The following is a 13,323-nucleotide window of genomic DNA, read 5'->3' on the forward strand; positions in this document are numbered from 1 at the left end:
AACTCTAGTCTCCTGACTAGAGTTTTATTTTTATTAATAAACAGATCGACTGACCACGATCCCACTTGTTTTTTTAAATTCTAAATCCAGATAATCCTGATAGGTTCCAGGAACGATAAACCCGTGCGGGCTCAGGATATCTGTCCCAGCTTCTCCAACGATAGAATCTGCTAACAGAACACAGTTGGTACTAAGGACAAAATAGGTTTTGTATTTAGACGATTTAAACTTATAGAGACTGGCATCTGCTTCATGTTTCAATTGATAAGAGTAGGTATGTTTGACCTCTCCTTCCCTTCTTTTCAGCAGTTGTGAACTTGGCTCCCAAGGTATCAAGAGGATTTCTATCTCTCTCAATCGTTCTTCGATGGCTTTTTTCTGTTGTTCAGACAGGCTTAAACCATAGGCGAATAGGGTTTTCTGGCTTTCTCTCTTACAAAGTTCAATATATTTTTCACGATTAGCCTTAAATAATACTCCGTCACCGATTGCCCCAAACAAGCGCTCTGAGTGAGGGTCATAAGAACCGTAGGAAATAACCTGACCTTGGTAGCAAATATCTACATGGCCCATGGCCAAGAAGAAGGATGATTCTGAAGTATGGATGAAAATTTCTAAGTCAACAGATTTTTCATTTTTTCTCTCCAAATGCACTTCGTTTTCTTCCGTCTGATGGGTAGCTAAGGTTTCATTCCATCTTCGTAAGGTACTAATAGGAATTAAAGCCGTCACAAATATAGGCAGTGTCATTCTCATTCTGCGCTTGAGCTTTGGATTACTTCTCCCTTTTTCAAAAAAGAATCCATCCCTGACACTACTCGCTCCCAACATGATTAAGTAAAAACCAAGCAGGAGCAACTCAAAATTTGTTGCATCATGAAAAGGGGAGATACTATAGAGACCAAATCCCATCATCCACAAAGCATCGAATAAGTAATTGACCCTTGGGCGAATATGATTCTTCCGATAAATCAACCAGGTAATCAGGCTAATCAGACCTGTAAACAATTGATAACTACCAATAGAAATAACCAAGACATAGAGGGCAATCCCCTGCAAGATGACAGAGTCAAATAGAATGACTGCAAGAAAGAGTTTGGCTAGAGTTACAAAAATATTTTCTCTGCGAGACTTTTCCTGAAACCATCGCGTCAATAGTTGCCAAACGGCAGACAAAGAAAAATAACCCATTAATAGCTGGTAACCTAACATCGGTACCAGCTGCCCAAAACAAATCAAGAGAAGGCCTAGGGTTATGGCTACTGCACCTTCCCCTAGACTTCTCCATTTACTATAAGTTTCGGAAAACTTAAACATTTTCTTTCTCCAATTGACGATACAAGTGACGAATCGGTTGTCCTAGCACTGGATGAATAAAATACGGAGCTATTTCTTGAAGGGATTCTAGGACAAAGAGACGCTCGGGAATATAGGGATGTGGCAAGATGAGGTCGTCAGTATAGATCACTTGATCCTCTACAAATAGCAAATCCAAGTCAATCAAGCGTGGTCCCCAATGTACCTCTCTAACTCGTCCCATTTCTGACTCAATCGCCAACAAGGTTTCTAACAAGATTGGAGCTGGCAACCAGGTTTCCACTTCAATGACTTGATTGGCGAAGTTATCTTGCTCTACCCCGCCCCAAGGTTCAGTCGTAATTACGCTAGACTCCTTGAGAATATGGATGCCACGAGCTCGCATTTTGTCAATCGCTTGCTCAAGATTAGCTGTCTTATCACCCATATTACTTCCTAGTGCGATAAAAGCTCGTTGTTTACGACGATGGATGGTTACTGAACAGGTATCTAGTGGTAAATGGACAGGTGCCCATGGTTTTTTAAGTTCTAGCTCAATTTCTTGAACGATAGGGTAGGTCTCAAAAGTGCGCTCTACTAGTTTGTAGGCTACTGTTTCAATCAGGTCTTCAGTGGTTTCCTGGAACCAAGTCGTCCAATGCTGACAAAGTTCCCCATAATGGATAGAAGACTCCAAGTCCAACTCCGTCGCAGCCTTGGTCATATCATAGGATAAGCTAGCTGAAATGACAAACTTTTGCCCTAATTCCTTCTCACTAGGGAAGAGTCCATGAAAGGCAAAAACTTCCAGATCCTTAATGCGCAATTGATCCATAACTAGTCCTTTCTAGAAAAATCTACTTAAAACAGATTTCTTATAGTCCCATCAAACGGTATGCTTGATCTCGGAGGTCTTTATCCGTTTCAAAGACTCCACGAGCTACAGTGGTTAAGGTAGCAGTCCCTGGTTTTCGAACACCTCGCATACTCATACACATATGCTCTGCTTCAATAACAACGAAAGCACCTTTGGCACCAAGATAGTCCATCAAGGCGTCAGCTACTTCGATATTCAAGCGTTCTTGAATCTGTGGCTTTTTTGCATAAACTTCAACTGTACGTGCAAGCTTCGACAAACCTGCTACACGACCATCCGGGATGTAGGCGATATGAGCTTTTCCATAAAATGGCAAAAAGTGATGTTCACACATGGTATGGAAAAAGATATCCTTTTCCACTACCATATTATCATCAATAATCTCAAAAGATTTTGACAAGTGTTCCTCTGCAGTTTGACCAAGTCCTGAAAAAATCTCTTGATACATGCGAGCTACCCGAGCAGGAGTTTCCTGTAAGCCTTCGCGGTTGACATCTTCGCCGACCGCTTCGATAATCATTTTTACAGCTGTCTCAATCTTTTGTGTATCCATTCTCTAGTTTTTCCTCTCCATTAGATAGGCTCTCACCTGGCTCAAGAAATACAAGGAGCCCGTGACTATCCTAACTGTTTTTTTCTCTTCGTCATCTATCATATTTTGGTCTAGAAATGCCTGCCAACTCTGGTAGCTAAGATTTCTAGAATAAGCTACTTTCTTTAGCACTTCTTCATCCGTTGCTCGACCATCATCAAAATGTGTTAGTGTAAGATTAGTATCCGGTAAGTTCTCTAATAAATCTAACATATCCTCTAAAGCCTTGGTTTTAATACAAGTAAAGAGGATTTCCTTGTGATAGTCAGCAAATCGTTCATCCAAAGTTTCCAATAAAGCCTTGATGGCATGGGGGTTGTGGGCCCCATCTAAAATCATCAAGGGTTTTCTAGAAACAACTTCTAAACGTCCAGGCCAGCTTGTTTCCTCTAAAGCTTGAGCCACTAAATCATTTTCTGGCAATTCTCGCCCAGTCTCTTGACAATAGGCATCCAACAAAGTTAGTGCCATTCCGGCATTATCTATCTGGTGCAAACCAAGCAGACCTGTTTGAAAGCGACCTTGTCTAACAGAACTTGTATAGTCAAATACCTCTCCAGTGACAATACTTTCATGATGGCTAACCTGATAGGCATCCCCATAGAACAGGCCAGGAGCCTGTTTTGCTTCCGCAATTTGGTCAATAACCGCCAAAGCTTCTGGGACAATGTTCCCCGTTACAAGAATAACTCCTGGCTTGATAATGCCTGCTTTCTGCTCTGCGATGGCTTCCAAAGTATCACCAAGTAAAGCTACATGATCCAGTCCAATGGTTGTGATACCTGTTAAAATAGGCTGACAGACATTGGTACTATCCAAAAGTCCACCCATACCAACTTCCATAATCGCCACATCGACCTGCTCTGAGGCAAAGTAATCATAGGCTATAGCAGTGATAATCTCGAATTCTGTCGTTCCCTGCAAGGCAGGAGCGTACTCCCCTTCAAGTAGTGAGCGATATTCCGACATTAAGACTTCTAGTTTAGCTTCTGGGATTGACTCCCCATTAATGGCTATCTGATCCGTATAATGAATCAGATAGGGAGAGCTAAAGACACCAACTCTTAGTCCCATCTTTTCCAACATATTTTTCAAAAAAGCTATGGTAGATCCCTTACCATTGGTTCCACCGATGTGGATAACCTTGAGCTTAAGATGGGGATTACCACGTAAGGCTAACAATTCCACCATCCTCTCCAAGCCGAAATGCGGTTGATCTGTCCGATAGTTTGCTATCCACTGATTCGTTTCGTTTTTATTCATCTTACTTATATTGTTTCAAATCTAAATTTTCCGCATCATCTGCTAGGCGGACAGCAGACGCAATTTCGACTGCCATCTTGTGACTGGCTACATCATGTACACGCACCACTTCCACACCTTGTCTGGCAGCAATACTGGTTACATGAGCCGAAGCAATATCACGATTTCGGAAACCTACTTCTGTATCTGGATTGACTTCAAAGCCATTTTCTTCCAGAATATTGATGACAAAGCGCTTGCGAGAGACTCCTAGAAAGATAGGATAACCCATCTCGTGCAATTTATCAAGGTCACGTAGAAGGATGAGATTTTCCTTTTTGGTCAAGCCAAATCCGATACCTGGATCCAGCATGATGTTTTCTTTTGCAATACCAGCTTCCTTCGCTCTTGCAAGTGCACGGCCAAAGAAAGCTGTCATCAATTCTTCTACTGGCAGTTGTTCAAATTCAGCCAAGTCTTCTTTTGTAAAAGGCTCTCCAAATCCAAAATGAGGGAAGATAAGTGAACTAGGGTGCTGAGGACGTACCATGACTGGATTAAACATGATGACCACCTGAGCTCCTGCTTTGGCAACCACTTCTGCCATCTTCTCATCCCCCATAAGACCTGTAATGTCATTGACTATATGGGCCCCAGCCTTTAGAGCCGCTTCTGCAACCTGACTCTTCCAAGTGTCGATCGAAATCAGAACATCACTTTCTTGACGGATAGCCTGAATGACTGGAACCACACGTTGGATTTCCTCTTCAATCTCAACATAGCTACTTCCAGGTCGAGTAGATTCCCCACCGATATCTAAAATAGTGGCACCTTCAGCTATCAATTTTCGAGCCTGCTTTAAGGCTTCTTCAATAGCATAAAATTGGCCCCCATCAGAAAAAGAATCTGGGGTGACATTGATAATACCGCAAATAGCTGTTTTAGTAAGATTCTCTCTTTTTTCCACGATTATCACTCAAATTTCATTTAGATTGGTATTCCTCTATTTTACTGTTTTTTTTGGATTCTGTCCAATTATCCCTCGGGACTCTCAAACTTTAAAAGAGCGCAAAAAAAGGAGAAGCCGAGTTCTCCTTTTTTATATTCTTATTTTTCAGTTAAAGCTGCAAGTCCTGGAAGAACTTTACCTTCAAGAAGTTCCATTGAAGCTCCACCACCAGTAGAGATCCATGAGAACTTGTCTGCACGACCAAGGTTGATCGCAGCAGCAGCTGAGTCACCACCACCGATGATTGATTTAACGCCTGGTTGTTTCACGATAGCGTCCATCACACCGATTGTACCAGCTTGGAAGTCAGGGTTTTCAAATACACCCATAGGTCCGTTCCATACAACTGTTTTCGCACCAGTCAATTCTTGGTCGAATTTAGCGATTGATTTAGGACCGATATCAAGACCAAGGAATCCTGGATCAACTGCTTCACCTTCAGTGTCTTTCACTTCAGTGTAGTCAGCAAATGCGTTCGCTTCTTTTGAGTCAACTGGCAAGATCAATTTGCCATTTGATTTTTCAAGAAGAGCTTTAGCCACATCCAATTTATCTTCTTCTACAAGTGAGTTACCGATTTCGATACCTTGTGCTTTGTAGAATGTGTAAGTCATCCCACCACCGATAAGAACTTTATCAGCTTTTTCAAGCAAGTTTTCGATAACACCGATCTTGTCAGATACTTTAGATCCACCAAGGATAGCTACGAATGGACGTTCTGGAGCTTCAACTGCTTCTTTGATGTAAGCAATTTCGTTTTCAAGAAGGAAACCAGCAACAGCTTTTTCAACGTTTGCTGAGATACCAACGTTAGATGCGTGTGCACGGTGAGCAGTACCAAATGCATCGTTTACGAAGATACCATCTCCAAGTGATGCCCAGTATTTACCAAGTTCAGGATCGTTTTTAGATTCTTTCTTGCCATCAACATCTTCGAAACGAGTGTTTTCAACCAAGAGAACTTGTCCATCTTCAAGAGCGTTAACAGCTGCTTCCAATTCAGCACCACGTGTAACACCTGGGATAAATTTCACTTCTTGACCCAATTTAGCAGCCAAGTCAGCAGCTACAGGAGCAAGTGATTTACCTTCTTTATCTGCTTCTTCTTTTACACGTCCAAGGTGAGAGAAGAGGATTGCACGTCCACCTTGTTCAAGGATGTACTTGATAGTTGGAAGAGCTGCAGTGATACGGTTGTCGTTAGTAATCACGCCATCTTTTACAGGTACGTTGAAGTCAACACGAACGAGAACTTTTTTCCCTTTCAACTCAACATCTTTAACAGTCAATTTTGCCATTTGAAAAGACTCCTTATTTTTTTTATGTGTTAATTATATCACAAAATCAGTAAAAGAGATAGAAAAACCTTAAACTTTTGCCCTCAACCATTTCTTGATAGTAAATTAGGATTTCTCTTGAAGCCATAACTGAATACTCTACAGCTTTCCTCTATACAAAAAAAGATTTGACCCTTAAAAGTCAAATCTTTTTACTGTATGAAGTACATGTTAGATACACTATCTAGCTTAATCTTCTTTTTTCTTTTGAGTGAGAAGCCCAAAACCACCCAAAACTCCTACCAATCCAAGAGCAATAAGATTTGCATCTACTCCTTCACTTGTACTTGGCAGTTGTTTTCCTTCAGGTTTTTCAACTTGTGCTTCTGCTTTTGCTGGTTTCTGCTTAGCTATTTGTGCTACTGGAGCAGGTGCAACGGATGTTTCAGTCTTTGGTTCTGTTTTTATAGTTTCCTGTTTAGTGTCCTGAGTCTGTGGAGTAGACACAACTGGTTGGGTTCTTGGAACTTTAGCTACTTTTGGCCCAATCTCAACAATCTCAGTTACGGTTTCTTTAACTACTTCTGTCCCCTTAAGACTGCGGTTTCCTTCTGCGTCAACTTCTACAAGATTTCTACGAAGTCCTTCAACTCCTGATTGAACTAAACGTCGCTCACCTGCCTGAAGGCTAGGATTTATTCGTTCTTCATGTCCGTACGCAACTTTTTCTTCCTCAATCACTAATGCAGGATTGGTAATGGTCAAATCTTTGACTCCCTCTACTGGCTGAACACGACTTTCTACCTTCTTACCAACTTCAGTAATTTCTGCTACAGCTTCCTTGACAACTTCTGTTTGAAGAAGAGTACGGTTACCTTTGGCATCCACTTCAATAAAGTGACGGATTTGCCCTTCAACTCCAGTCTGAACAATGCGTCGTTCACCCAATAAGAGGTCTCCTGACGAACGCTCTTGACGCTCGAAGGCTTGAGTTTCTGTCTCAATCACTAACTCAGGTAAAGCTTCAACTGTTGGAGCAGTTTCATCTTCTAAGCTACCTACATGATGGCTTTCTTCTGCAGGAGCTAGTTTCTTATTTAGCTTTTCTTTCATGTCTGCAAAAGCTTCTGGACTTGGATTTGTTGAGCCAATAAGAGTTTCTGCTTGGGCGATGATTGGATCGTCTGCATTTTTTTCACGAACTTTTCCTAGGAGAATTTCAAGCTCTTCCTTAGCTGTTTGATAAAACTGTACACCATTCAAGTCAGAACCTGCTTGTTTCAAGTCGTTCAAGGCTTGGTTGACTGCTTCTTGACTAGCGTCGTGGTTTTCTAGGATAGCTTTTGCTGCTTCAATCTTCTCAACGAGAGCTGCTTGTTTTTCAGCATCCGCAAATGTATAAGCTGTCGTTCCTTTACGTCCTTGAGCAGATGTGATTTCTTGTTTCAGATATTCATCGTTAATGGCTGCCTTAGGTGAAACTAGGACATCAAAGTCGACTGTTTGACCTTGATAATGCAATTGAAGTTTTTGACGGCCTGTTTTTTGAGAATCATAGCCTGTAATTTCGACTCCTTGGTCTGTAAAGCTATGTTCTGTCTCAGTTTCATCGTCATACAAAGCCTTAAAGCGTCCTTCTGATAAGTCCAGAGCATCACCTACAAAGTAGTCAATTTTCGGTTGTTTGCTAATATACAGGGCTGCGACTTCTTTTGGACCAGCTTCTTCACCAGTCATTTGAACCTTGAAGCTTCCTGCAACTGGAAGACCAAGATAGGTCACTTTCAACTCTTGTTCACCATGGTGATGAGTATCATAGCCCTTAACAACTACACCTGCATGTGTAAGATTGATAACTTCATCCGCTTCTTCACCTTCGTATTTGACACGTAGCAGACCACCTTTGAGATTCAATTCCTCGCCATCTTGGTAAGTTGTCTTTTTAGGTGCTGTTTCTAGACTGACAGACTTAATCTTTCTATCATCCTGAGGAATTGTTACAGCAAGAATATTACTGATTTCTTTGTCTGGTAATTGTGTACGATAGTATAGAAGGCTAGGACGTTTTTCAAAGTTTAATGAATCTGTCGCCAAATCCCCTCCAACTACTGTATTCAAGGTAGCGATTGGAGTTTTTGAATCTGGCTTGTCATAGACTGTGATGGTAGCTCCAGCAGGAACTTCTGAGAACCCAAGCTGAATCTTATTGTCTGTTAAGACACGCGCTGCGACTTTAGCCATCGGAATGTTTTGACTCTCCGTATCAAGAGTTTCATACATCTTCCAGTTGTAGATACGGATAGCTTTCCATGGTGTTCCATTGTCAGATGTGATAACATTCAAACGCCAGTCTTGGGCCGTAATTGGACTATCAAGAGTAATATCTGAAACATGGGCTTTATTGCCACGAACTGCTTTAGCTAGTTTCCATTCTCCTGCTTCATCCTTATAGTAGAGGTCGAAGTCTTTGGTATTCATCAAACCATCGTTGACAGATTCTCCACCAGCACCGGCATGGTCCATGACCCATCTAACGACACGGCGTGGTTGTGTCAAACGGATATCTACGCTACCACTCAACTGAGCAGAAGACCATTTGTCAGATAAGCTAGTGATAGTTCCATTCAACATCCCTTCGATACCTTCGCCGCCTTCTGTGTCTGGGAAGGTACTTCCAATAACAGTCGCTCCTGGAACGATGTTTTCTGCTAGAGGTCTTGGAAGACTTGTATCTTGAACAGTCATTCCCCAGTCAAAGTTTGTGGTTGCTGCTTCAGAGCGAAGTCCGTTCTTACCAACTGCAACAACCTTCAACTCTTGGCTAGTTCCAGTTGCACTAGCTGAACGGCTAACTTTTGGTAGGTAGATAGTAGTAGCTGATGATCCTGTCAATAGACGCCAAGTATCGCCATCCTTTTCATAGACTTCATAGAAGTCAGCATCTTTATTGCCCTTAAATTGAACAATGGCTTCTGCCTCTTGTGCGTTTTTAAGAGATTGCTTAGCTACTGTTAGAGTTGTTGGTGCTTGAGGAGCCTCTTGATTATCTGTAACAGTCAACTCTCCTAGATTGAATTGGTAATCCCTGACAGTTGCAGTATTTTCAAAGGTGAGTTTGATTCCATAAATCTTTTGCCCAGCCAATTCACTCAAGTCAAATTCGTCTTTTGTCCAATCATCAGTTAGAGTAAGCTCTTTACGGGCATTCTCTCCACCATAGGTATAATTTTTCTGAGTCGCAAACTCTACATAAACCTTACTTCCCTTACCACCCTTATGGGCAACACGAAGTTTTGTTTTATCTGTTACTTCCAGTTTTGTAGAGTAGAGACGAACGTCTTGGTTGGTATTTTCAGCTAAATCACCCACAAATTTGAGTGAATTCCCTCCATTGTAGGCATCTTCAAAGTCATAATCAGCTTGAAGTTTAGCCCCTGATGAAGTTTGCCACCAGCGCCATGTAGGCAAAATACCTGATACAGAACGATAGTTCCATTCAGAATCCTTAGAGACTTTACCGTCTACAAACCATTTTTTACCATGTCCTGTGTTAAAGGATGTTGTAAAGGTACGGCCTACTGCTGGTGTACGGTCAGCTACAAGGTTGGCAATTCCGTACCAGTCCTGATCTTCTGGTTTTTGTCCAGTTGGATCTCCTTGGTAGCCCGTGAAGAAGATATTTTCATTCTTGTGATAGTCTTCTCCAGTCTTACCAAGACTCGTGATAGTATCAGGTGCAAAGAGTCCAAGTGACAAGCGAAGTTTGCCATTTTCATCAAAAAGGGCATCCCATTTTACTTTTGTCTTGTAAGAACCACCTTGTTGCAATTCCAAACCTGCAAAAACATCATACTGACTGCGTCCTAGCCATTGCGCCATTGTTACAGAGTAATCATTTTTCTCTTTAGTCCAGTTAAAGTTTGCAAAGAAGTGATCTGCAGGTACTTTATCGCCTTCTTTTTCCATGAATTGATAGTTGTACTCACCAAGTCCATCCTCATGGTAACGGCCATATTCATAAGTCATGGCATCGTACCAAGAATACTTGACAGGATGGTTGACTTGAGCTGCATATTCCTTGGTATAGAGCATGAAGTCACGCATTTTCTTACCAAGAGGCGTTACGATATCTCCTGTTGTTTCTTGGTTGATAAAGTAGCCATCAAATCCATAATATTTAGCCAAATCAACTAACTTACGAGCGATAGGGAAAGTTCCATCCTCATCTTGTTGAAGAGCTGCAGCAAATTTTTCTTGGTCTGCAATACTATTAGACCAGTTAAAGAAAAGAGTTCCCAACACAGGAACACCATTACGGTGACCAGCATCAATCACATCTGGAGTTGGAACGAGGCCTTCCCAGAAGACCATGGAATTCAAGTATTGCCAGTAGTCAAAAGCGTAGGCTTTAAACTCTTCACCACCTACAGAAGCATGATCTTTAGCCTTAGAGTTGGTATTAGCAAGAGCCTCAACCTTGGCATCCTTATTAGCTTTTTCATTGACAACATGTCCACGATAGCGCTTGGCTAGTTCTACTGAAGAGCGGTTAATAGCATCGTCTTCGCGGGCACCTGGTTCCCATTTTAACAAATCTTCCCAGGTGTCAAACTTAATTTCTTTTGGTCGAAGACTTTTTTCTTCTTTCTTAGGAACATCAGAAACAGTAGCTTTTTCTTCTGGCTTATTTTCTGTAGTTGCAGGTGCTTCTTCAACCTTAGGAGTTTCAGTAACTGGGCTAGTTGCTTCCTTATCAGCTGTAGTCAATTGGTCCAAGGTTGGTTTTTCTTCTGAAATAGGTTGTTCACTAACCTTGTTTTCTGTCTCCTCCAACTGCTTTAATACCTCAGGTGAAGTTGTAGTTGGTTGTTCTGTTGTAGCAGTTGCTGGTTGTTCAGTCGTATTATTTGACGGTTGCTCTGTAGCTACGGTAGTCGTCGTTGTTTCATTTGCTGGAAGAGCAACTTCTTCTGCTAGAGCTTGGTTAGCAAACAAAACCGAGCCAATCATCAAAGAGCAGGCACCCACTGATAATTTTCGAATACTATAGCGACAACGTTGCTCAAAAAATGGATTCTTCATCTTTTCCTCCTTTTACTTCAAAAAGTAAGCGCTTTATTTTTGTTTTAAAAAAGTAACTGCTCTTAAAATAGCAGAACTGTTCATTTTTATTTTACGTTATTTAAAGGAAGAGTCAACACTTGCCCATAAATATCTATAAAGGAGTGAATAAATGATATAAATTAGACAATCAGAAGCATTTTTTTACTTTTACTAGCATTTTTCTTAAAAAACTTCATTTACTACTTGTTAGATTGCTATTAATCCTTTAAAATAGAATGGGAGAAATTCCGTGATTATTTTTCGGAGGAAAAAGGAAATGTCCATTAATTGGCAGGAAATTATTTTTCACTTTTTAGGTGGTCTGGGACTATTTTTGTATAGTATCAAGACCATGGGAGACGGTTTGCAACAAGCTGCTGGAGATCGCCTTCGTTATTACATTGATAAGTACACAAGTAATCCTTTCTTAGGGGTTTTAGTGGGGATTGTCGTCACTGCTCTGATTCAGTCGAGTACAGGTGTAACAGTCATTACAGTTGGACTTGTTAGTGCTAGTCTCTTAACTCTTAGACAGGCTATCGGGATTATCATGGGAGCCAATATTGGTACGACCGTAACGTCATTTATCATCGGTTTCAAACTTGGTGAATATGCCCTACCCTTGATTTTCCTTGGAACCATGTTCTTATTCTTTACAAAAAATCGTACTGTAAACAATATTGGACGTATTCTTTTTGGTGTTGGTGGTATCTTCTATGCCCTCAACCTCATTAGTGCTGGTATGAGTCCTCTTAAAGACTTACCTCAGTTCAAGGAATACATGGTTACCTTGGGTCAAAATCCTATCTTGGGAGTTGTGGCTGGTGCTGTCATTACCGTACTGATTCAGGCATCTTCTGCAACCATCGGGATCCTACAAGGTCTCTACGCCGGAGGCTTCCTCGACCTCAAAGGTTCACTACCTGTCCTATTCGGGGATAATATCGGTACAACCTTAACGGTTATTATCGCAGCAGCCGGAGCAAACGTTTCTGCTAAACGGGTTGCAGCAACGCACGTTACCTTTAACGTTTTGGGAACTATCCTCTGCTTAATCTTGTTGGGCCCATTCACTTCGATGATTGAGTACTTCCAAGCTTTACTTCACCTCTCACCAGAGATGACTATCGCTTTCTCACATGGTGCCTTCAACGTAAGTAATACCATTGTACAATTCCCATTCATCGGTGCCCTAGCCTACTTTGTTACCAAGCTAATCCCTGGTGAAGATGAAGTTGTTAAATACGAACCTCTTTATCTGGATGAACAACTAATCCAACAAGCTCCTTCTATCGCCCTAGGAAATGCCAAGAAAGAACTTCTCCACCTTGGAAACTATGCTGTTAAAGCATTTGACCTTTCTTACGACTACATCATCAATTCTAACGAAAAAGTAGCTGAAAAAGGACACAAGACTGAAGAAGCTATCAATACTATCGATGAGAAATTAACGCGCTACCTCATTACTCTTTCTAGTGAAGCTTTGAGTCAAAAAGAGAGTGAAGTCTTAACAAATATCCTTGACTCTTCTCGTGACTTGGAACGTATCGGAGACCACGCAGAAGCATTAATTAATCTTAATGACTACATACAACGTAAGAACGTTCAATTCTCTAACTCAGCCCTAGAAGAGTTGGAAGATATTTACCGTCAAACAAGTGAATTCGTTAAAGATGCTCTCGAAAGTGTAGAGAATAACGACCTCGAGATGGCCGAGTCTCTTATCGAACGTCATGAAGCTATTAACAAGATGGAACGTGTTCTTCGTAAGACCCACATCAAACGTCTTAATAACGGCGAATGTTCTACCCAAGCAGGTGTCAACTTTATCGACATCATTTCACACTACACTCGTGTGTCAGACCACGCTATGAACCTTGCTGAAAAAGTTTTGGCTGAACAAATCTAAGATAAAAAAAATGCTTTG

General features: G+C 41.3%; 8 protein-coding genes. 1 reads left to right on the plus strand and 7 read right to left on the minus strand.

Annotated elements, in window-relative coordinates; translation table 11 throughout:
- Nucleotides 1-33: 33 nt before the first annotated feature.
- The 7 genes from ACXYSK_RS05700 to ACXYSK_RS05730 form a co-directional block, all read right to left on the minus strand.
- Nucleotides 34-1,317, minus strand: coding sequence for a DUF308 domain-containing protein (locus ACXYSK_RS05700; protein WP_458625356.1), 1,284 nt, complete (start codon nucleotides 1,315-1,317; stop codon nucleotides 34-36).
- A complete protein-coding gene (gene folK, locus ACXYSK_RS05705; RefSeq protein ID WP_458625357.1) occupies nucleotides 1,310-2,131 on the minus strand; it encodes a 2-amino-4-hydroxy-6-hydroxymethyldihydropteridine diphosphokinase in 822 nt (273 codons plus the stop codon). Before folK ends, ACXYSK_RS05700 begins: the two co-directional genes overlap by 8 nt.
- A gap of 40 nt (nucleotides 2,132-2,171) precedes the next feature.
- The gene (gene folE / locus ACXYSK_RS05710) at nucleotides 2,172-2,726 is read right to left on the minus strand and encodes a GTP cyclohydrolase I FolE (RefSeq protein WP_045614600.1); all 555 of its coding nucleotides are present in this window, start codon (nucleotides 2,724-2,726) and stop codon (nucleotides 2,172-2,174) included.
- Nucleotides 2,727-2,729: 3 nt separating this feature from the next.
- On the minus strand, nucleotides 2,730-4,028 hold the full coding sequence (locus ACXYSK_RS05715; RefSeq protein WP_458625358.1) for a bifunctional folylpolyglutamate synthase/dihydrofolate synthase: 1,299 nt from the start codon (nucleotides 4,026-4,028) through the stop codon (nucleotides 2,730-2,732).
- Between the two features lies 1 nt (nucleotide 4,029).
- Nucleotides 4,030-4,974, minus strand: coding sequence for a dihydropteroate synthase (gene folP / locus ACXYSK_RS05720; protein ID WP_235083744.1), 945 nt, complete (start codon nucleotides 4,972-4,974; stop codon nucleotides 4,030-4,032).
- Between the two features lie 140 nt (nucleotides 4,975-5,114).
- Nucleotides 5,115-6,314 carry a phosphoglycerate kinase gene (locus ACXYSK_RS05725; protein ID WP_458625359.1) on the minus strand — a complete coding sequence of 400 codons (1,200 nt, stop codon included), beginning with the start codon at nucleotides 6,312-6,314 and terminating at the stop codon, nucleotides 5,115-5,117.
- Between the two features lie 228 nt (nucleotides 6,315-6,542).
- Complete coding sequence (locus ACXYSK_RS05730; protein ID WP_458625360.1) at nucleotides 6,543-11,375, minus strand: endo-beta-N-acetylglucosaminidase; 4,833 nt, start codon at nucleotides 11,373-11,375, stop codon at nucleotides 6,543-6,545.
- A 298-nt stretch (nucleotides 11,376-11,673) separates the two neighbouring features.
- On the opposite strand from ACXYSK_RS05730, the gene ACXYSK_RS05735 reads away from it, so the two are divergent.
- Nucleotides 11,674-13,305 (plus strand): Na/Pi cotransporter family protein, encoded by a 1,632-nt coding sequence (locus tag ACXYSK_RS05735; protein ID WP_458625361.1) that lies wholly within the window; start codon nucleotides 11,674-11,676, stop codon nucleotides 13,303-13,305.
- The last annotated feature ends 18 nt before the right edge of the window (nucleotides 13,306-13,323 follow it).

This window comes from Streptococcus sp. V919 (assembly GCF_054353475.1).

What these genes read in the sequence shown, in the direction of transcription:
- ACXYSK_RS05700 (WP_458625356.1), bottom strand. Translation starts at nt 1,317, where the DNA reads ATGTTTAAGTTTTCCGAAACTTATAGTAAATGGAGAAGTCTAGGGGAA.
- folK (WP_458625357.1), bottom strand. Translation starts at nt 2,131, where the DNA reads ATGGATCAATTGCGCATTAAGGATCTGGAAGTTTTTGCCTTTCATGGA.
- folE (WP_045614600.1), bottom strand. Translation starts at nt 2,726, where the DNA reads ATGGATACACAAAAGATTGAGACAGCTGTAAAAATGATTATCGAAGCG.
- ACXYSK_RS05715 (WP_458625358.1), bottom strand. Translation starts at nt 4,028, where the DNA reads ATGAATAAAAACGAAACGAATCAGTGGATAGCAAACTATCGGACAGAT.
- ACXYSK_RS05725 (WP_458625359.1), bottom strand. Translation starts at nt 6,314, where the DNA reads ATGGCAAAATTGACTGTTAAAGATGTTGAGTTGAAAGGGAAAAAAGTT.
- ACXYSK_RS05730 (WP_458625360.1), bottom strand. Translation starts at nt 11,375, where the DNA reads ATGAAGAATCCATTTTTTGAGCAACGTTGTCGCTATAGTATTCGAAAA.
- ACXYSK_RS05735 (WP_458625361.1), top strand. Translation starts at nt 11,674, where the DNA reads ATGTCCATTAATTGGCAGGAAATTATTTTTCACTTTTTAGGTGGTCTG.